Origin of the sequence: Mesorhizobium sp. M7A.F.Ca.CA.001.04.2.1 (assembly GCF_003998485.1) — a bacterium.
GTDB classification, from domain to species: domain Bacteria; phylum Pseudomonadota; class Alphaproteobacteria; order Rhizobiales; family Rhizobiaceae; genus Mesorhizobium; species Mesorhizobium ciceri.
The window spans coordinates 1-18,527 of record NZ_RZQT01000005.1 but is presented as its reverse complement, the minus strand read 5'-3'; the positions used below and the strand labels follow the sequence as shown (position 1 = coordinate 18,527).

19 protein-coding genes are annotated in these 18,527 nt (G+C 63.7%); 12 read left to right on the top strand and 7 right to left on the bottom strand.

Annotated features, from left to right (window positions below; all coding sequences use genetic code 11):
* Positions 1-35: 35 nt before the first annotated feature.
* Entirely contained in the window at positions 36-497 is a 462-nt protein-coding gene (locus tag EN955_RS02930; protein ID WP_013529636.1) for a GNAT family N-acetyltransferase, read from the top strand.
* Here the strand turns inward: EN955_RS02930 and EN955_RS02925 are convergent.
* Positions 492-887, bottom strand: coding sequence for a hypothetical protein (locus EN955_RS02925; RefSeq protein WP_013529635.1), 396 nt, complete (start codon positions 885-887; stop codon positions 492-494). The two genes, EN955_RS02930 and EN955_RS02925, sit on opposite strands and share 6 nt — an antisense overlap.
* A 23-nt stretch (positions 888-910) precedes the next feature.
* A complete protein-coding gene (locus EN955_RS02920; RefSeq protein WP_013529634.1) occupies positions 911-1,120 on the bottom strand; it encodes a SlyX family protein in 210 nt (69 codons plus the stop codon).
* 227 nt (positions 1,121-1,347) lie between these two features.
* Between EN955_RS02920 and EN955_RS02915 the strand changes: the two genes are divergently transcribed.
* Genes EN955_RS02915 through deoA form a run of 6 tightly spaced genes read left to right on the top strand, consistent with a single transcriptional unit; the run spans position 1,348 to position 7,596 of the window.
* Entirely contained in the window at positions 1,348-2,880 is a 1,533-nt protein-coding gene (locus EN955_RS02915; protein WP_024502792.1) for an ABC transporter ATP-binding protein, read from the top strand.
* Positions 2,877-4,016 (top strand): ABC transporter permease, encoded by a 1,140-nt coding sequence (locus tag EN955_RS02910; protein WP_024502793.1) that lies wholly within the window; start codon positions 2,877-2,879, stop codon positions 4,014-4,016. Before EN955_RS02915 ends, EN955_RS02910 begins: the two co-directional genes overlap by 4 nt.
* A gap of 1 nt (position 4,017) precedes the next feature.
* Entirely contained in the window at positions 4,018-4,989 is a 972-nt protein-coding gene (locus EN955_RS02905) for an ABC transporter permease (RefSeq protein WP_024502794.1), read from the top strand.
* A 55-nt stretch (positions 4,990-5,044) separates the two neighbouring features.
* Positions 5,045-5,437 (top strand): cytidine deaminase, encoded by a 393-nt coding sequence (gene cdd, locus EN955_RS02900; protein ID WP_013529630.1) that lies wholly within the window; start codon positions 5,045-5,047, stop codon positions 5,435-5,437.
* A 30-nt stretch (positions 5,438-5,467) separates the two neighbouring features.
* The gene (locus EN955_RS02895; RefSeq protein WP_024502795.1) at positions 5,468-6,277 is read left to right on the top strand and encodes a purine-nucleoside phosphorylase; all 810 of its coding nucleotides are present in this window, start codon (positions 5,468-5,470) and stop codon (positions 6,275-6,277) included.
* The gene (gene deoA / locus EN955_RS02890) at positions 6,277-7,596 is read left to right on the top strand and encodes a thymidine phosphorylase (protein ID WP_024502796.1); all 1,320 of its coding nucleotides are present in this window, start codon (positions 6,277-6,279) and stop codon (positions 7,594-7,596) included. Before EN955_RS02895 ends, deoA begins: the two co-directional genes overlap by 1 nt.
* A gap of 86 nt (positions 7,597-7,682) precedes the next feature.
* Here deoA and EN955_RS02885 read toward each other — a convergent pair whose 3' ends face one another.
* The 3 genes from EN955_RS02885 to EN955_RS02870 form a co-directional block, all read right to left on the bottom strand.
* Positions 7,683-8,246, bottom strand: coding sequence for a TIGR02281 family clan AA aspartic protease (locus tag EN955_RS02885; protein WP_024502797.1), 564 nt, complete (start codon positions 8,244-8,246; stop codon positions 7,683-7,685).
* A gap of 224 nt (positions 8,247-8,470) precedes the next feature.
* The gene (gene upp, locus EN955_RS02875; RefSeq protein WP_013529626.1) at positions 8,471-9,100 is read right to left on the bottom strand and encodes a uracil phosphoribosyltransferase; all 630 of its coding nucleotides are present in this window, start codon (positions 9,098-9,100) and stop codon (positions 8,471-8,473) included.
* A 146-nt stretch (positions 9,101-9,246) separates the two neighbouring features.
* Positions 9,247-10,221 carry an adenosine deaminase gene (locus tag EN955_RS02870; protein ID WP_024502798.1) on the bottom strand — a complete coding sequence of 325 codons (975 nt, stop codon included), beginning with the start codon at positions 10,219-10,221 and terminating at the stop codon, positions 9,247-9,249.
* A gap of 134 nt (positions 10,222-10,355) precedes the next feature.
* Here EN955_RS02870 and ubiE point away from each other — a divergent pair, with 134 nt between their 5' ends.
* The 5 genes from ubiE (at position 10,356) to coaBC (ending at position 14,770) form a co-directional block, all read left to right on the top strand.
* Positions 10,356-11,132 (top strand): bifunctional demethylmenaquinone methyltransferase/2-methoxy-6-polyprenyl-1,4-benzoquinol methylase UbiE, encoded by a 777-nt coding sequence (gene ubiE, locus EN955_RS02865; RefSeq protein WP_024502799.1) that lies wholly within the window; start codon positions 10,356-10,358, stop codon positions 11,130-11,132.
* Positions 11,133-11,202: 70 nt separating this feature from the next.
* A complete protein-coding gene (gene ubiB, locus EN955_RS02860) occupies positions 11,203-12,777 on the top strand; it encodes a 2-polyprenylphenol 6-hydroxylase (RefSeq protein WP_024502800.1) in 1,575 nt (524 codons plus the stop codon).
* Positions 12,778-12,858: 81 nt separating this feature from the next.
* Positions 12,859-13,116 (top strand): plasmid stability protein, encoded by a 258-nt coding sequence (locus tag EN955_RS02855; protein WP_013529622.1) that lies wholly within the window; start codon positions 12,859-12,861, stop codon positions 13,114-13,116.
* Positions 13,117-13,118: 2 nt separating this feature from the next.
* The gene (locus tag EN955_RS02850) at positions 13,119-13,541 is read left to right on the top strand and encodes a type II toxin-antitoxin system VapC family toxin (RefSeq protein WP_024502801.1); all 423 of its coding nucleotides are present in this window, start codon (positions 13,119-13,121) and stop codon (positions 13,539-13,541) included.
* A complete protein-coding gene (gene coaBC / locus EN955_RS02845; protein WP_127223394.1) occupies positions 13,538-14,770 on the top strand; it encodes a bifunctional phosphopantothenoylcysteine decarboxylase/phosphopantothenate--cysteine ligase CoaBC in 1,233 nt (410 codons plus the stop codon). The genes EN955_RS02850 and coaBC overlap by 4 nt, the downstream gene beginning before the upstream one ends.
* Positions 14,771-14,855: 85 nt before the next feature.
* On the opposite strand, the gene EN955_RS02840 is transcribed toward coaBC, so the two are convergent.
* Both EN955_RS02840 and EN955_RS02835 read right to left on the bottom strand, forming a co-directional pair.
* Entirely contained in the window at positions 14,856-15,434 is a 579-nt protein-coding gene (locus EN955_RS02840) for an invasion associated locus B family protein (RefSeq protein WP_024502803.1), read from the bottom strand.
* 35 nt (positions 15,435-15,469) lie between these two features.
* On the bottom strand, positions 15,470-18,527 hold a 3,058-nt coding region (locus EN955_RS02835), incomplete at its 5' end, for an autotransporter outer membrane beta-barrel domain-containing protein (protein ID WP_164769868.1).

Here is an 18,527-nt window from a genome sequence, read left to right as displayed (position 1 = left end):
CTTCGCTCCGTGCCGGACACCGTTTCGAGATACAGATGCAGCCGACGATCGGACCCATGGGCGAGCACGACGTAGCAGCGGTCGCGCAACTGCGCCTGTCTGCCTTTTTCGAGGGAACCGGAAGGACTCTCGGGGAAGATGCGGCAGGGCTTCGCGACTTGATCGCCGGTGACGGTTTCGAGGCGGCATTCGTGGCCCGGATCGGCGACACCCCGGTCGGGACATGCCTGCTGGTCCGCCACGAACTGGAGCCCGCGCATGATCTGACGCCATGGCTGGCCGGGTTGGTTGTCGATGCAAGGTATCGACGCCAAGGCATCGCCACCGCGCTGGTCAAGGCAACGGAAGCCCATGCGGCGTCACGGGGCGTCGAGATGCTCTATCTCTACACATGGGATGCGCGTGGTTTCTACGCGGCCCTCGGCTGGAACATCGTTGAGATATGCAGTTCGGACGGCGAGACGATGGCTCTGATGTCTCGCCGGCCTCGCCTATAGCAGCTTCGCGACGAGACAACCGAGCGCGAACGCCACCATCAGTCCGGCGGCAACCACAAATCCACGCCGGCCGCCCAGCGCGTGGACGCCGACGCCGTATGGCCGCTGCGACAGGCTTCGGATCACGGTTGGCGGCCTGGCGTCGCTCAGGCCAGAACTACGCATCTGCGGCAGCTCGCCAATGCGCTGCGTGATCTGCTTCCAGCGCTCCTCGCCATCCCCCGGTTCGGCACGGTCGAAGACGTGCATGCGCTCGGCAAGTCGCACGACCTCGTCGCGGAAGGCCGGGTCGATCTCCAGATCACGTTCGGCCCGTTCGCGCTCCGCATCGTTCATCAGGCCACGCACATAGTCGCTGGCCCGTGCAATGCGATCGCTTTCACTGGCCATGGCGTGCGCCCTTCCCTTTTTCCTCACCAGTGCGGCGGCTTGGTTACAGGCACTTCATCTCCCGTCTGCTCCTCCAGCGCCAGGAAACGATCCGTCAGCGCGTCGAGCTTGCGCTGCATGCGCTCGATCACTTTCCACTGCTCGGCGATCTGGCCGGACAGTTCCTCGATGGTCTTCTCCTGCTCGGCGGCGCGGATTTCCAGCGTCGTCAGCCGGTCGGCGGGTATGGTCATGTGAATTCCCCAGTCTTCACCGCGATGTCTTGCGCCGCGATGTCTTGCGCCGCAATGCGAATTTCGGCTTCGTCATACTAGCGAATGTGAAGGCCCCGGCCACGTTGCAAATTGACAAGCGCACCGGGATTTGTCGAGAGTGAACCTGCTCCGCCAATTGGCACGGGCGGAGCGTCATGCTAGGCGTTTTGACCAAGCGATAAAAAAATAAGAGTGGGACAGGCTGCATGGCGCAAGCCGCAATCGAGTTGATCGGCATCAACAAGAGTTTTGGTGCGGTGCGCGCCAACCGGGACATCAATCTTGAGATCGGTCGCGGCACGATCCACGGCATTGTCGGCGAGAACGGCGCTGGCAAGTCGACGCTGATGTCGATCCTCTACGGCTTCTACCAGGCCGACAGCGGCGAGATCCGCGTTGGCGGCCAGCCGGCTTCGATCAAGACCCCCAATGACGCCATCGCGCTCGGCATCGGCATGGTGCATCAGCACTTCATGCTGGTCGACAATTTCACGGTGCTGGAGAACGTCATCCTCGGCGCCGAAAGCGATGCGCTCTTGAAGAAGAGCATCGCCAAGGCGCGCTCCGAACTGGAGCGGCTGGAGCGTGAATACGGGCTGGAAGTCGATCCCGATGCAATCATCGAGGAACTGCCGGTCGGCCTGCAGCAGCGTGTCGAAATCCTGAAGGCGCTCTATCGCGGCGCCGAGATCCTGATCCTCGACGAACCGACGGGCGTTTTGACGCCGGCCGAGGCCGACCATCTGTTCCGCATCCTTCGGCAGTTGAAGGACCAGGGCAAGACGGTGGTGCTGATCACCCACAAACTGCGCGAGATCATGGCCATCACCGACACGGTGTCGGTCATGCGCCAGGGCACGATGGTGGCAACCCGCGAGACCAGGAAAACGACTGTCGAGGAACTGGCCGAGCTGATGGTCGGCCGGCGCGTGCTCTTGCGGGTCGAGAAGGGCGAGGCAGAGGCCGGCGCCGTCAAGCTCGCAGTCAAGAACCTGACGGTCAGGGATACGCGCGGCGTCACCATGGTCGACGACATCTCCTTCGATATCAGGGCCGGCGAGATCGTCGGCATCGCCGGTGTCGCCGGCAACGGACAATCCGAACTGCTCGAGGCGATTTCCGGCATCAGGCGTGCCGTTTCCGGCTCGGTCATGCTGGATGGCAAGCCGATCGACCTGACCGGTGCCGCCGACCCCGGAGAGTTGCGCGACCGTGGCCTGGCGCATGTGCCGGAGGACCGCCATCACGTCGGGCTGGTGCTGGCCTTCGAGGAGAACGAGAATTCGATCCTCGGCTATCACGATGATCCCCGCTATTTGAAGGGGCCGTTCCTCAACATCGATGCCATCCGCAACGATGCCAGGGACAAGATCGCCAAATACGACATCCGCCCGGCCGACTGCCGGCTGAAGACCGCCAATTTCTCCGGCGGCAACCAGCAGAAGATCGTGCTGGCACGGGAGATGGAACAGGACCCGGGCGTGCTGATCGTCGGCCAGCCGACACGCGGCGTCGATGTCGGCGCCATCGAGTTCATCCACAAGCGCCTGATCGCCATGCGCGACCAGGGCAAGGCGGTGCTGGTGGTGTCGGTCGAGCTGGACGAGATCCGTTCGCTGTCCGACCGTATCCTGGTGATGTTTGCCGGCCGCATCGTCGGCGAGCGCGGTCCGGAAGCGACCGAGGGCGAGCTCGGCCTGCTGATGGCCGGCATCGAGCACCAGGAGGCCGCGCAATGAGCACGCCTTACGCCAAACTGCCGGCCTGGGCCGACTATGGCCTGATCCCGCTGATCAATCTGTTCGTCGCCTTCGTCGTCGCCGGCTTCGTCGTGCTTCTGGTCGGTGAGAATCCGTTGCGCGCCGCCGTCATCCTGGTCGAAGGCGCCTTCGGCAAAGGCACAGGCATCGCCTTCACCCTGTTTTATGCCACCACCTTCATCTTCACCGGGCTTTCGGTGGCGGTGGCGGCGCATTGCGGCCTGTTCAACATCGGCACCGAGGGGCAGGCCTACATCGCCGGCCTTGGCATCGCCATCGTCTGCCTGAGCTTCGACAGTACACTGCCATGGTGGCTGACCTTCCCGCTGGCGATCATTGCTGCGGCGGCGGTGGGCGCATTGTGGGCGCTTATCCCGGCCTATCTGCAGGCCAAGCGCGGCTCGCACATCGTCATCACCACCATCATGTTCAACTTCATCGCCGCCTCGATCATGGTTTACCTGCTGGTCGGCCCGTTGAAGCCAGCCGCCTCGCAAGCGCCGCAGACGCGCAACTTCCTCGCCGGCGCGGAACTGCCCAAACTCAACTGGATCATCGAGCTGTTCGGCGCCAAGATCCGTTCGGCGCCGCTCAACGTCACCTTCCTGCTGGCGCTGGTCATGGCCTTCCTGGTCTGGCTGCTGATCTGGCGCACCAAGCTCGGCTACGAGATGCGCACCTACGGTCACAGCCCGAAGGCGGCACGCTATGCCGGCATTTCCGAAACCCGCATCATCATCACCGCCATGATGATCTCGGGCGCACTGGCCGGCATGATGGCGCTCAATCCGGTGATGGGCGATCAGCACAATGTCGCCATCGACTTCGTTTCCGGCGCCGGCTTCGTCGGCATCGCCGTGGCGCTGATGGGCCGCCTGCACCCTGTCGGCATCGTATTGGCGGCGGTCCTGTTCGGCATGCTCTACCAGGGCGGCGCCGAACTCGCCTTCGAGATGCCGGCAATCAGCCGCGACATGATCGTCATCATTCAAGGCCTGGTGATCCTGTTTGCCGGTGCCCTCGAGCACATGTTCCGGCCCTACATCCAGGCGCTGTTTGCCTCGTTCAGTCCGCGATCGGTCGGCATGGAAGCGGTCAAGGGGAAAGGTGCCTGAGATGGATGTGTTCAACGCGATCATCCAGACACTGGACTCCACCATCCGCCTCTCGGTGCCGCTGCTGCTTGCTTGCCTCGCCGGGCTCTATTCGGAACGCGCCGGCATCTTCGACATCGGCCTCGAAGGCAAGATGCTTGTCGGCGCCTTCGCCGGAGCGGCCGCAGCTTCCGTGTTCCATTCGGCCTTTCTCGGCCTCGGCATGGCGGTCGTGATCTCGGTCGCCTTCGCCATGATCCACGGCTTTGCCTCGATCACTCATCGCGGCAACCAGATCGTCTCCGGCGTGGCGATTAATTTCATCGCCGCCGGCTCGACCATCATCCTCGGCCAGGCCTGGTTCCAGCAGGGCGGGCGCACGCCGGCGCTGCAACCGGGCGAGCGCTTCGAGGCCATCACCTTGCCGGGCGCCGAGGCCATCCGCGACGTGCCGATCATCGGACCGGTCTATGCCGAACTCCTGTCGGGCCACTCGATCCTGGTCTATCTTGCCTTCCTGATGGTGCCGTTCACCTGGTGGGTGCTGTTTCGCACCCGCTTCGGCCTGCGCCTTCGCGCCGTCGGCGAGAACCCGGCCGCCGTCGACACCGCCGGCATCTCGGTCGCCTGGCTGCGCTACCGGGCGCTGATCTGCACCGGCATCCTCACCGGCATTGCCGGCGCCTACCTGTCGATGGTGCAAAATGGCGGCTTCGTGAAGGACATGACTGCCGGCAAGGGCTATATCGCGCTGGCAGCCTTGATCTTCGCCAAGTGGAAGCCGGTCAACGCCATGTTCGCCTGCCTGCTGTTTGGCTTCCTGGACGCTGCGTCGATCCGCCTGCAGGGATCCCCGCTGCCCATCATCGGCAAGGTGCCGGCGCAGTTCATGCAGGCGTTGCCCTACATCCTCACCGTCATCCTGCTCGCCGGCTTCATCGGCAAGGCCATTCCGCCACGCGCCGGCGGCGTGCCTTACGTCAAGGAACGTTGAGCGACGGGTCGGCTTTGCGCCGGGTTTTGAACACGATCATCGGAGAGAACGCTGAATGTCGCATGATCTGTTCGAGGCCGCCAAGGCCGCCATGGCCAAGGCCTACGCGCCCTATTCTAAGTTTCCGGTCGGCGCTGCCCTGCGCACCGAGGACGGTCGCGTCTTTACCGGCGCCAACATCGAAGTCGCCTCCTATCCGGAAGGCTGGTGCGCCGAGACCACGGCGCTCGGCCACTACATTATGGGCGGCGGCGGCAAGATCGTGGAAATCGCCGTCCTAGCCGAACGCATGGCCAAATGCTCGCCTTGCGGCGGCTGCCGCCAGCGGCTTGCCGAATTCTGCCGGCCGGAAACAAAGCTCTATCTCTGCGACAATGCGGGTGTGGCCGAAACCGTGACCATGGGCGACATGCTGCCTTACGGCTTCCGCGGCGATATTTTGAAATGAGCAACAGGCTCAAATGAACAGCTGGCAACGATGACGGAAAAAGCCCTGGATCATCTCGTCGAAAGGCTGGACGGCCTGGCGCCGGCCACGGCACTGGTGCTCGGCTCGGGCCTCGGCGGTCTGGTCGACCAGATCGAGGACCCGATCCGCATCTCCTATGCCGACCTGCCCGGCTTTCCCAGAAGCGGTGTCACCGGGCACGCCGGCGAAGTGGTGGCAGGGCTGTTTGCCGGCGTGCCGGTGCTGCTGCTGTCGGGCCGTGCCCATTACTATGAGCACGGCAACGCCGCGGCGATGCGGCCGGTGCTGGAAGTGCTTGCCGGCATCGGCATCACGAAACTGATCCTCACCAATGCCGCCGGCTCGGTCGATCCGGACATGCCGCCGGGCTCGGTGATGCTGATATCGGACCACATCAATTTCTCGGGCACCAACCCGCTGATCGGCGAACCAAGCGACCGGCGTTTCGTCGGCCTGACCGAAGCCTATGATGCCGGCATCCGCCAGGCCATCGAACGGGCGGCAAAAGCGACCGGCACCACCCTGCATAAGGGCGTCTATATGTGGTTCTCCGGCCCATGCTTCGAAACGCCGGCCGAAATCCGCATGGCGCGCATCATGGGCGCCAATGCGGTCGGCATGTCGACCGTACCGGAGGTCATTCTCGCCCGCTTCCTCGGACTGCGCGTCGCCGCCTGTTCGGTCATCACCAATCTGGCGGCCGGCATGACCGGGGCCGAGCTTTCGCACCAGGAGACCAAGGACATGGCGCCGGTCGGCGGCGCGCGGCTGGCGACGATCCTGCAGCGCGTGTTCCGCGACGGGCTGCTGGAGATCTGATGCTTCCCCAGGAAATCATCCGCCGCAAGCGCGATGGCCTCAGGCTGTCGGAGGAGGAGATCGCCGGCTTCGTCGCGGGCGTGACGTCAGGCGCCGTTACCGACGGCCAGGCCGGCGCCTTCGCCATGGCGGTGTTCTTCAACGGCATGAACCGCGACGAGGCCGTGGCGCTGACGCGGGCGATGCGCGATTCCGGCGATGTGCTCGACTGGTCGGACCTGCCAGGCCCGGTCACCGACAAGCATTCGACCGGCGGCGTCGGTGACAATGTCTCGCTGATGCTGGCGCCGATCGTCGCCGCCTGCGGCGCCTATGTGCCGATGATCTCGGGCCGTGGCCTTGGCCACACCGGCGGTACGCTGGACAAGATGGATGCCATTCCCGGCTACGTCAGCCAGCCCGATGTCGCGCTGTTTCGCAAGGCGGTGCTCGAAACAGGCTGTGCCATCATCGGCCAGACCGCCGACCTCGCACCCGCCGATCGACGACTCTATGCGATCCGCGACATCTCCGGCACGGTCGAATCGGTGCCACTGATCACCGCTTCGATCCTGTCGAAGAAGCTGGCGGCCGGGCTGCAATCGCTGGTGCTCGACGTCAAGGTCGGCAACGGCGCCTTCATGGAAAAATCGCGCGACGCCACCGCACTAGCCAACAGCCTGGTTGAGATCGCCAACGGCGCCGGACTGAAGGCCTCGGCGTTGATCACCGGCATGAACGAGCCGCTGGCGTCGGCCGCCGGCAACGCAGTCGAGGTGCGCAACGCCGTCGATTTCCTCACCGGCCGGTATCGTGACCGTCGGCTTGAAGATGTGACGCTGGCGCTGGCCGCCGAAATGCTGCAGTCGGCCGGGCTGGTGTCGTCCAATCAGGATGGCATGCGGCGCGCCACCGAGACGCTCGCCAGCGGCCGCGCCGCCGCCACTTTCGCACGCATGGTGGCCGCGCTTGGCGGCCCCGCCGATTTCATCGAGAAACCGGAAAAATATCTGCCTGCGGCGACGATCGAACTTGCCGTCAAGGCGACCGCAAATGGCTTCGTCACCGGCATCGCCACCCGCGATATCGGGCTCGCCGTGGTCGGCCTGGGAGGTGGACGCACGCGGCCGGACGGCCAGATCGACCCTGCGGTCGGCATCACCAGACTATTGCCGGTCGGTGCGGAGGTTGGGATCGGCGAGCCGCTGGCGCTGATCCATGCCCGCTCATCGGCCGATGCCGAGGCCGCCGCGGCAACCGTGCTTTCGGCCTATATGGTCGGCGCCTCGAAGCCGCCCGCCGACAAGTCGGTCATCCGGCGGATTCTGCCGCGCGGCTAGAGCAATTCCAGGAAAAGTGTGAAACGGTTCTCCCCGGGAAAAAGCGCATAGCGCTTTCCCTTGGGAATTTGGGAAAACGAATAGCCTTACTGGACGAGCAGCAGCGTGCCGTTCTCGACCTGGTATTTGTCGAGCCGGTTGAGGAAGCTCATGCCGATCAGATTGGTGCGCAGCGCCCTGTCGTCGAGCACGATGGTCTGGACGTCATTGACGGTGATGCTGCCGATCTGCAGGCGGTCGATCATGGCCACGGCCGCCTTGATGGTGCCGTTGGCGGTGTTGACCTCGCGGTTGAAGTCGGAAGCGTTCAGCGACAGGCCGATCCTGCGTGCCGTCGAAATGTTGATGGCGACCAATGTGGCGCCGGTGTCGATCATGCCGTCGACCTGACGTCCGTTGAGCTTGAAGGGTGACGAGAAATGCCCGCGTTCGTCTGCCGCGACGAGGACCTTGCGGCCCATCGGCAGCGGTGCCGCGGGCTTGTTGGGCACCGATGCCAGATTGACGTTCGGCTGGGCTTCGACCGCTTGTTTGCCCGGCACCGCCGACCTCAGCAGGTTTTCGACGAGTTGCGGATTCGACTGATACACAATCGGTATCGATGCCGATGTACCGGCGAAAACGGCGAGGATCAGAAGTTTGCGCAGCATGGATCGGCCTCGCCGCATGACCCCGAAAATCGGGAACGATTTTCGGAAAGGCTCATGCACAAAATCAAGGTGCTACAGCGTCCTTTGCGCGTCCGAAACGGACGCGCGGCGCTGTAGTGACAGCCGATCGTTAAGCCCGGATGGTGTTTGCCGCTTTAACGCGCGCCAAAACCGCGCCTTTGCGTAAATATTTGGTAAATCGTACCAGGCGACTTCGTCTGGTATTACTTGGTCCCGTACATGCGGTCGCCGGCGTCGCCGAGGCCGGGCATGATGTAGCCCTTCTCGTTGAGCTGGCGGTCGATCGAAGCGGTGAAGACGGGAACGTCCGGATGCGCCTTGATGAAGCGCTCGATGCCTTCGGGCGCCGCCAGCAGGCAAAGGAAACGGATGTTGGTGGCGCCACGCTCTTTCAGCTTGTCGATCGCCGCGATCGCCGAATTGGCGGTGGCCAGCATCGGATCGACGACGATCACCAGCCGGTCGGCGAGGTCGCTCGGCGCCTTGAAGAAATATTCGACCGCCTCCAGCGTTTCGTGATCGCGGTAGAGACCGACATGGGCGACGCGCGCCGCCGGCACCAGGTCGAGCAGGCCTTCCAGCAAGCCGTTGCCGGCGCGCAGCACCGAGGCAAAGACCAGTTTCTTGCCCTCGAGCGTCGGCGCTTCCATCGTTTCCATCGGCGTTTCGATGGTCGTCGTCGTCAGTTCGAGATTGCGGGTGACCTCGTAGCCGAGCAGCAGCGAGATTTCGCGCAGCAGCCGGCGAAAGCCCGCCGTCGAGGTTTCCTTCTTGCGCATGATGGTCAGCTTGTGCTGGACAAGCGGGTGGTCGACGACGGTGACGCCCTGCATGGTGTTCTCCTGATGCCTGCGCCCGAAAATGCGCGCATCGCCCTTTCGGACGCGCCGCGCTTCAAGCTGCCTGGGCGAACCCTAGCGGCAATGCGCCGGCCAAGGAACCGCTTGGCCCGCACCGACCACAGCTTTGTCGGCGGAAATCAGCGTGCCGCGCTGTTCAACCGGGCAAGAAGTGCCGTCTTTGTCTTTCTATCGACGAAAGCGGCCTCGATGGCCGTTCTGGTGACGGCGGTCAGCGCCTTGTCGTTCATCGAGAAATGCTCGGCAGCGATATCGTATTCACGCTTGAGCGAGGTCCAGAAATAGGGCGGATCGTCGGAATTGAGCGTCACCTTGCAGCCTGCCGCCTGCAGGGCCGGAAACGGATGATCGGCGAAACTGTCGAACACCTTGAGCGCGATGTTGGAACCGGGGCAGCATTCCAGCACGACACCCTGGTCGGCGATGCGCCGGACGAGGTCCGGGTTCTCGATGGCGCGAACGCCATGGCCGATGCGAGACGGGCGGATGTGATCCAGCGCCGCCTGGACGGTCTCCCAGCCCGTCAGTTCGCCGGCATGGATGGTGATGCCGAGCCCGGCTTCGCGAGCGATCTCGAAAGCCCTGACATAGTCCTCCATATCACCGATCCGCTCATCGCCGGCAACGCCGAAACCGGTGACCAGCGGATGCCCGCAGCGCGCCGCGAAGCGCGCCGCCTGCTCGATCGACTCGACGCCGACATGGCGCACGCCGGTGACGATCATGCGGCCCTCGATGCCGGTCTTGGCCTTGGCGCGGGCCATGCCTTCGCCGAGCGCGTCGGTATAGGCCTTGGGCGACAAGCCGGCTTTTTTAGCGTGGTCCGGCGAGGTGAACACCTCGGAATAGATGGCGCCATCGCGGGCAAGGCTGGTCAGATAGTGGTCGGCCAGCCGCGCATAGTCCTCCTCGGTCCGGAACAGATCGGCGGAAAAATCATAAGCCGCCAGGAAGGAGGTGAAATCGTGCCAGACGAAGGAACCGTTCTGGATATAGGGCGAGGTGTCCTTGCCGTATTTCTGCGCCTGGCGGATGACGAGTTCGGGCGCCGCTGCCCCTTCGATGTGGCAGTGCAGTTCCGCTTTCAAAGGCATTCAATCATCCCGTCGGTCCGTCCAGGTCTCGAAAACCCGCCACCTGGAAGCGCGGCTGAACACCGCGCCTTAAACAATAGCGCCCGCACCATCGATCGGCTATGGTCCCGCCGGTTTTATGACGGATCAAAAAAATGTCAGTTGAGAGAACCACGGCCGCGGGCGGCATGGAAACCTCCTATGGTTTCAAGCGTGTAGGGGCTGGCGACAAGCAGTCCCTGGTCAACGATGTTTTCCACAAGGTCGCCAACCGCTACGACCTGATGAACGATCTGATGTCGGCCGGCCTGCACCGGCTGTGGAAGGACGCCATGGTCACCTGGCTCAATCCGCCTAAACGGGCGGGCTGGAAGGTGCTCGACGTTGCCGGAGGCACCGGCGACATTGCCTTTCGCATCGTCGATGCCAGCCACGGCAATGCCCATGCCACCGTGCTCGACATCAATGGCTCGATGCTGGCTGTCGGCCGCGACCGGGCCGAAAAGAAGGGCCTGTCCGGCAACACCGATTTCGTCGAGGCCAATGCCGAGGAACTGCCCTTCCCTGATGCCACATTCGATGCCTATACCATCGCTTTCGGCATCCGCAACGTACCGCGCATCGAGGTGGCCTTGGGCGAAGCGTTTCGCGTGCTGAAGCCCGGTGGGCGCTTCCTGTGCCTGGAATTTTCCGAGGTCGAGATGCCGCTGCTCGACAAGGCCTATGAAGCCTGGTCGTTCAACGCCATTCCAAAGATCGGCAAGATGGTCACCGGCGACGGCGAGCCCTATTCCTATCTGGTCGAATCGATCGCCAGGTTTCCCAACCAGCAGAATTTCACGACGATGATTTCCCGCGCCGGCTTCGACCGCGTTTCCTTCCGCAACTATTCCGGCGGTATTGCAGCACTTCATTCGGGCTGGAAGCTTTGAGGCCGGACCGCATTTCTCACAATCGACGCGTGCTATGCCGGTTCAAAGAGCCGGCAGGGTTGGCGCTGCCATGAGCAATGTCAGTGCAGGATTCCGGCTCGTAAGGGCCGGCTGGGTGCTGGTCCGCGAGGGTGTCGTCGCCGCTCTGCCGGGTGAGGAACTGTCCGGCCTGCCGAAGTTCGGCTGGCGGATGGCACGGCTGTTCACGCGCCGCCGCGCGCTGGCCTATGAGCGCAGCGACCGGCTGGCCAAGGCGGTCGTCCGGCTCGGTCCCTCCTATGTAAAGCTCGGCCAGTTCCTGGCGACGCGGCCCGACGTCGTCGGCAACGACATGGCGCTCGATCTCGCCATGTTGCAGGACAAGATGCACACCTTTCCGAAGGCCGAAGCCATAGCGGCCATCGAAGCCTCGCTCGGGCGCAAAGTCGGCGATCTCTACGCTCAATTCGGCGATCCGGTCGCCGCCGCCTCCATCGCCCAGGTCCATGCCGCCGATGCCATGCATGACGGCGTTGCCACCAAGGTGGCGGTCAAGGTGATCCGGCCCGGCGTGCGCCGCCGCTTCTTCCAGGATCTTGAAAGCTATTTCCTTGCCGCTCGCCTGCAGGAGAAATACATCCCCTCGTCCCGCCGGCTGCGGCCGGTCGAGGTCACCCAGACGCTGGCTCAGACCACCAAGATCGAGATGGATCTTCGCCTCGAGGCGGCGGCCCTCTCGGAGCTCGGTGAAAGCACCAGGCACGACCCCGGCTTTCGCGTGCCGTCCGTCGACTGGGAGCGTACCGGCCGCGACGTGTTGACCATGGAGTGGGTCGACGGCGTCAAGATGAACGACATTGCCGGACTGGTCGCGGCGGGCCACGATCTGAAAACCATCGCCACAAACCTGATCCAGTCGTTCCTGCGCCACACGCTGCGCGACGGATTTTTCCACGCCGACATGCATCCGGGCAATTTGTTCGTCGAGGCGAACGGCACCATCGTTGCCGTCGATCTCGGCATTGCCGGCCGGCTCGGCAAGAAGGAGCGCCGCTTCCTCGCCGAAATCCTCTACGGCTTCATCACGCGCGACTATCTGCGCGTCGCTGAGGTCCATTTCGAGGCCGGCTATGTGCCGCGCCAGCACAATGTCGCGGCCTTCGCGCAGGCGATCCGGGCGATCGGCGAGCCGATCCATGGCCAGCCGGCCGAGACCATCTCGATGGCCAAGCTTCTGACGCTGCTGTTCGAGGTTACCGAGCTCTTCGACATGGCGACGCGGCCCGAACTGATCCTGCTGCAGAAGACCATGGTGGTGGTCGAGGGCGTGGCGCGCACGCTCGACCCGGCCTTCAACATGTGGAAGACTGCCGAGCCGGTGGTCGGCGACTGGATATCAGGCAATCTTGGGCCGCGTGGTATGATGATGGATGCGCGCGATGGCGCCAAGGCGCTGCTGACGCTGGCCCGCCAGGTGCCCGAGCTTGCGGCGCGCACTGACCGGCTGTCGCGCGAGATCGACCTGATGGCCGAGCATGGCCTGCGCTTCGACGAGACCACTGCCCACGCCATCGGCAAGGCCGAAGCGCGCTACAGCCGCTCCGGCCGCTGGGCACTCTGGGTGATCGCGCTGACGCTGGTCTATATCGCCTGGAAGATGATCTGAGTTCTCGGTGACAGCAGTGCCGGCATTGCTATCATTGAAAGCAACGCTTTCATGGACTACGTTGAGGTAAGGAGCAAAAACATGAGCACACTTACCATCCGCAATCTCGACACCAACGTGAAGCAGAAACTGCGTGAGCGAGCTGCCGTGAGGGGAGTCTCAATGGAAGAGGAAGCGCGTAGCGTTCTTGCCAAGAGTGTTCTTTCGGACGGTGTGGACCAAGACCCTCGGGGAGAGTCACTCTATGCCGCGATTCGTAGGCTGGTTGAGCCCCATGGCGGTTTCGATGTCGAGTTGCCGGAGCGCGGCCCTACGCGCGAGCCACTGAAATTTGACTAACCATGTTCGTGCTGGATACGAATGTTATCTCGGAAACCTTCAAACCACGGCCGGATGCAGGGGTGGCTACCTGGATGGATAGCTCGCTCGCAACCCGCTCATATGTCACGGCGATGACCAAGGCAGAGCTGCTCGTTGGGCTTGCGAACATGCCGGACGGAACGCGTAAGGCTGCACTGGGTAGTGTCATCGGGGCCTTTTTCACCAAATGGCTCAAGACCCCAGTGCTCGCGTTCGGTGACCGCGAAGCCGAAGCATACGCGGAGATTGTTTCGAACAGACGATTTCTGGGACGTCCTATACGCGAATTTGACGCACAGATCGCCTCGGTTGCTCGCTCGCGGGGCTTTGCGGTGGTGACTAGAAATGTTGCTGACTTTTCCGATTGCGGTATCAGCATAGTCAATCCTTGGGAGGGTGCATGAGCCTCTCCGGCAAGCGCATCCTGCTCATCATCGGCGGCGGCATCGCCGCCTACAAAGCGCTGGATCTGATCCGCCGGCTGCGCGAGCGCGGGGCTGCGGTTCGGGTGGTCATGACATCGGCCGCGCAGGAATTCGTCACCACGCTGTCGGTCGGCGCGCTCTCCGCCGACCATGTTTTCACCGAGCTGTTCGACCGCAATGACGAACACGATGTCGGCCATATCAGGCTGTCGCGCGAGGCCGATCTGCTGGTGGTGGCGCCCGCCACGGCCGACCTGATGGCGAAGCTCGCAAACGGCCACGCCAACGATCTGGCCTCCACCGTGCTTGTCGCCACCGACAAGCCGGTGCTGATGGCGCCGGCCATGAACCCCAGAATGTGGGCGCATCCGCCCACCCGCCGCAACCGCGCGACGCTGCAGAAGGACGGCGTCACCTTCGTCGGCCCGGCCAGGGGCGAGATGGCCGAAAGCAATGAGACGGGCGAAGGCCGCATGGCCGAACCGCTGGAGATCGTTGCCGCGGTCGAGGCGCTGCTCGATGTCGGCCCCAGGCCGCTGTCGGGGCGCAAGATCATCGTCACCTCCGGCCCGACCCATGAGCCGATCGACCCGGTGCGCTACATCGCCAACCGCTCGTCCGGCAAGCAGGGCCATGCGATCGCGGCAGCACTGGCCAGGCTCGGCGCCGATGTGCGCCTCGTCTCCGGCCCTGTCGGCATCGCCGATCCCCCCGGAGTGAAGACCATTCACGTCGAGCGGGCGCAGGAGATGCGCGACGCGGTGGAACGGCTCTTGCCCGCAGATGCGGCGGTGTTCGTCGCCGCCGTGGCCGACTGGCGCACCGAGAACTCGGCCGGTGAGAAGATCAAGAAGGTCGCGGGCGAAGGGCCGCCGGTGCTGCGCATGGTCGAGAATCCCGACATTCTCGCCGGCGTCGGCCATCACAGCCAGCGACCCGGCCTGGTTATCGGCTTCGCCGCCGAGACACAGGATCTCCTGCGCAACGCCGAGGCCAAGCTCAAGAAGAAAGGCGCCGATCTCATCGTTGCCAACGACGTGTCGCAGGGAAGCGGCGTCGGCTCTTCGGGCGTGATGGGCGGCGATCGCAACCGGGTGCGGATCGTGTCAAAGGCCGGTGTCGAGGAATGGCCGGAGATGAGCAAGGACGAAGTGGCGGCTCGGCTTGCCGCCCTGATCGCCGAACGGCTTAAAACAATCGTCGTTTGACTGAAAAATGTTCTGCTGCAGTGACGCACCGCCCTGCCGCGAGACTGCGTTCAGGCGGCGCGCGCTTTAAGTCCTGCGGCTCACATCAATTGGTCAAAAGCTCCGCGGTTCGGGCAAGTGCGCCGGCGAAGCCGTTGAGCGGAATGGAAAAGCTCACCGCTTGTCCGGTGTCTGCCGCGAAAGCGTCGATCTTCAGCGTGGTGCCTGATTTCAGCAGCGGCGTGACAGTCGCATCGAACACCACCGGCACCAGACAGCCGACGACCTGGCAGGTGTTGAACGCCAGGCTGCCGTCCAGCTTCTGATCGTCGATGGTCAGGCTCACCCCCTTGGCCAGCGCCAGGCCGAACGGCAGCGCAAGCGTTCCCGTGGCATCCTCGCCGGTCTTGCTCGACAGCTCGATCGCCAGCAGGCGCTGATTGTTTTGCTTGTTGAATTGCTGATGCGACAGGCTGCAGGTTTTGGTCGCGCCTGATATCTGGCAATTGACCGTCCAGTCGCCGTGGGTTTCGGACAGTGCCGACGCGCCACCGGGCAACTGCGGCGCATCGGCGGCAGCCGGTGCCGCGACCGCCTTGTCGCTCTTGGTTTGCGCTGCCACGGCCGGCACACCGACGGTGCAGGCAACACCCAGCATCGCCACGAAATACGCGAACTTCCTCATCAAGACCCCTCCCGCCCGGCTCCGCCTCGGGCCAGCTAGAAGCTGACCTTGAGAGACGCGCTGATCGCGTTCTGTTTAACCGTTTCGCCGAAGGCGCCATTATATCTGACGGACATGCCGACGCCATTGACGCCATTCAGTTCAAGGCCGGCGCCGACCCGATAGAGCGGCGAATCGACGGCCTCCGTCAAGTGCAATGCGGGGTTGCCAGGCAGATTCTCCGCCGCCGCGAAGCGACCTTCGATTTCCCACTCCTTGTTGGAAAACTCCGCCCCGGCCTTGCCGTAGACGCGAAGGCTGGCAATGTCGCTGAGCGCGATGTCGGTGCCGATCTCGATTGCAGGGGTTGCAGAATAGTAGGTGTTGGCCGAGCCATCGAAGTTGAAGGCGGCGACCGAACCCTCCTCCGTGCCTGAGACACGCAGCCAGCGCGCGTCGAACTGCACTGTCGGCTGCAGATAGAAGGCGCCCATCTCCCGGGTGAAACCCAACCGCGCCGAGCCGCCGAACATCGCGGTCTTCTGTGTGTAGGTGACGCTGCTGCCGATGCCAGGCAGCATTACCTCGTCGAGATAATCACCCGCCAACGTTTCGCCCGGAATGTAGAATGCCGGGTCGATATGGGTGTCGCGTTCGCCCTTGAACGAGCCCGTGCCGCCACCGAGTGCAAAGTCCACGAAGTAATTCTTGTTGGTATATTTGGCCAGCGCATAGGCCTGCCAGGCCTCGCCGGTGGTCTCCGACAGCAGGTCGCCATCAAAGCCGATCTTGGAATCGAACTCTGTGCGGCCGATGGTGGCGCCAAGCGACCAGTTCTGGCCAATCTCGCCAATGCCGCCAAGCGACATCGTCTTCAGGACGTCGTCGCGGCTTGTAGTGCCAGCACCCGCGTCGCGGCCGTACTCGGCCTGCGGGCTGATCGTTGCCCAGACGCAGCGGCCGTCGGGATTCTTGTAGGCAGGCACGCCAGTACACTCACGCGCCGCTTCCAGCATCATGTCGGCTTCGCGGTTGATCATGTCGAACGTATGCACGGCATAATGCGGTGTGAGCCGGGTCAATGCTGCACCCAGTTCCTCTTCATTGGGCAGGAAGCGCAGCATGTTGATCAGCCTGGCCATCGGGTTGTCCGGGGTCGATGCTGCCTCGACATCGTCAAGGTACTGCGCCATCTGGAACACGCCGGGATCGGTGGTGCCGGACCCCGGATCCTGCGCCAGTTCCAGGAATGTCGGGTTGTCGGCGTAAAGAACGAGATCGGTGCCGCCATCCACCCGGAACTGGAAGTTGAAGCCCACTGCCGGATGCAAGGTCTTCGCTGCTATGCCGGAGTCGGTCATCCCCGAGCCATTGGCGACCACATATTCCGTGAACAGCTTATCGATCGACAGGAAATTCAGCGGCGCTTCGCCGTTGAAGTCACCGGCCGCCGTTAGTGCCAGGGCATCCGTGATCTGGTTGTTGAGATCCACATCGGTGACGAAATCGCCGGAGAGGTTTTGTTTGAAGCCGCCGCCGACATCCACCTTCGCCACCACGCCGATGCCCTGGTTGGTATAGAGCCCGTCATTGGTGAACAGCCCGCCGCCGAGATCGATGGTTTTCAGTCCGACCATCGAGGCATCCGCAAAATTGTGGAAGCTGTTGTTGCCGCCGCCGAGATCGATGTTGCCGATGACGCGTCCCAGCGTGTCGCCCAGCGGCGAATTGTCGACATGGTCATCACCCGACGTGCCGGTAATGGCCAGCGGACTGAAATCGTCGAGCAGCGATTCCAGGATCGCATTGGTCGGCACGACGGGACCGGGCGCCAACAGGAAGGTCTGGAATGCCTGGATATCCGCTGCCTGGATCTCGAATGTCGGCGTCGCTCCCATTGCGTAGAGCAGGCTGTGGTTGGTCAGCGCGTTGTTGGCGCCGCCGACGAGCATGGCGGCAACGCCGGTTCCGGCGCCGCCAATCGTGTAGTGACCGTTGAGATTGATGGTGATATTGCCTTTCGCGCCGTTGGCTGTGCTTTCGCCGTAGGCGGCCACGGAACCAGCACCCTGCGCGAACAGGCTGTCGCCCGCGGTCAGCGTAACCGCGTGCGCGTCGCCGATGCCGGTCGCGCTCTGTCCAAACATGGCATACGAGCTCGCACCCTTGACCCAGACCTGGCTCATGGCCGTCGCCGTCGCCGCCGCGGCATCGCCGATGCCGCCGCCGGAACCGGCAGCGCCGGCGGAGAGCGTGCCGGCCAGGCCGCCGCCGCCGCCCACCGCCTGGGCCACGATGCCGTGCGCCCGCTCGCCATCGGTGACGATCTCGCCGTCCTGCTGGATGGTCACCGTGCCGCCATTGCCCTTGGCACCCGCAAATGTGTTGAAGCCGATGGTGTTGTTGTCGATGCCGCTGCCGCCATCGGCCGTGGCGCCGAAGCGCCCGAAGCCGGCGCCGCCGATGCCGCCGCCGCCGCCAACCGACTGGGCGATGATGGCGACCGCATCGACACCATGCGTGGTGATGGTGCCGGTGCGGATCACGGTCACGTTGCCACCATCGCCGCCATTGCCGCCAAGGCCGCCGATGCCGAGCGCGTTCGAGGTTTTGCCTTTTGCGTCGCCGCCGACACCGCCGCCGCCGCCGACCGACTGCGCCACGACGCCATGCGCGCGGGCACCGAAGGTTTCGATCGATCCGGAAACCTCAACCCTCACATCTCCGCCATCGCCGCCGTTGCCGCCCTTGCCGCCCAGGCTGAGAGCAAAGGAATCGGACCCGGCGAAGTCGGACGAAACCGTGCCGCCATATCCGCCACCGCCGCCGATGGACTGGGCGAAGATGCCGTATGACCCATCCTTGTGTGTGATGATCTCGCCATCGTTGGTGACGGTGACCTTGCCACCATCGGCCTCGTTGTCGGGGTCGTTGGGGTCGCCGACCACCGGGATCGGAATCCCGTTGGGTATGCTGGCACCGCCACCGATTGTCATGTCTGCTTCCGATGCGCCGGTCGCGGCACCCGAGGCACCACCGCCACCGCCGATCGACTGCGCAAAAATGCCGTGCGAGATATAGCCCAGTGTTTCAATCTTGCCGAAGTTGTTGACC

Bases quoted from the DNA above. Each gene is read 5' to 3' on its own strand.
- EN955_RS02925 (WP_013529635.1), bottom strand. From the start codon at position 887: ATGGCCAGTGAAAGCGATCGCATTGCACGGGCCAGCGACTATGTGCGT.
- upp (WP_013529626.1), bottom strand. From the start codon at position 9,100: ATGCAGGGCGTCACCGTCGTCGACCACCCGCTTGTCCAGCACAAGCTG.
- ubiB (WP_024502800.1), top strand. From the start codon at position 11,203: ATGAGCAATGTCAGTGCAGGATTCCGGCTCGTAAGGGCCGGCTGGGTG.
- EN955_RS02855 (WP_013529622.1), top strand. From the start codon at position 12,859: ATGAGCACACTTACCATCCGCAATCTCGACACCAACGTGAAGCAGAAA.
- coaBC (WP_127223394.1), top strand. From the start codon at position 13,538: ATGAGCCTCTCCGGCAAGCGCATCCTGCTCATCATCGGCGGCGGCATC.
- cdd (WP_013529630.1), top strand. From the start codon at position 5,045: ATGTCGCATGATCTGTTCGAGGCCGCCAAGGCCGCCATGGCCAAGGCC.
- deoA (WP_024502796.1), top strand. From the start codon at position 6,277: ATGCTTCCCCAGGAAATCATCCGCCGCAAGCGCGATGGCCTCAGGCTG.
- EN955_RS02885 (WP_024502797.1), bottom strand. From the start codon at position 8,246: ATGCTGCGCAAACTTCTGATCCTCGCCGTTTTCGCCGGTACATCGGCA.
- EN955_RS02870 (WP_024502798.1), bottom strand. From the start codon at position 10,221: ATGCCTTTGAAAGCGGAACTGCACTGCCACATCGAAGGGGCAGCGGCG.
- EN955_RS02930 (WP_013529636.1), top strand. From the start codon at position 36: ATGCAGCCGACGATCGGACCCATGGGCGAGCACGACGTAGCAGCGGTC.
- EN955_RS02895 (WP_024502795.1), top strand. From the start codon at position 5,468: ATGACGGAAAAAGCCCTGGATCATCTCGTCGAAAGGCTGGACGGCCTG.
- EN955_RS02910 (WP_024502793.1), top strand. From the start codon at position 2,877: ATGAGCACGCCTTACGCCAAACTGCCGGCCTGGGCCGACTATGGCCTG.
- ubiE (WP_024502799.1), top strand. From the start codon at position 10,356: ATGTCAGTTGAGAGAACCACGGCCGCGGGCGGCATGGAAACCTCCTAT.
- EN955_RS02915 (WP_024502792.1), top strand. From the start codon at position 1,348: ATGGCGCAAGCCGCAATCGAGTTGATCGGCATCAACAAGAGTTTTGGT.
- EN955_RS02920 (WP_013529634.1), bottom strand. From the start codon at position 1,120: ATGACCATACCCGCCGACCGGCTGACGACGCTGGAAATCCGCGCCGCC.
- EN955_RS02850 (WP_024502801.1), top strand. From the start codon at position 13,119: ATGTTCGTGCTGGATACGAATGTTATCTCGGAAACCTTCAAACCACGG.
- EN955_RS02840 (WP_024502803.1), bottom strand. From the start codon at position 15,434: ATGAGGAAGTTCGCGTATTTCGTGGCGATGCTGGGTGTTGCCTGCACC.
- EN955_RS02905 (WP_024502794.1), top strand. From the start codon at position 4,018: ATGGATGTGTTCAACGCGATCATCCAGACACTGGACTCCACCATCCGC.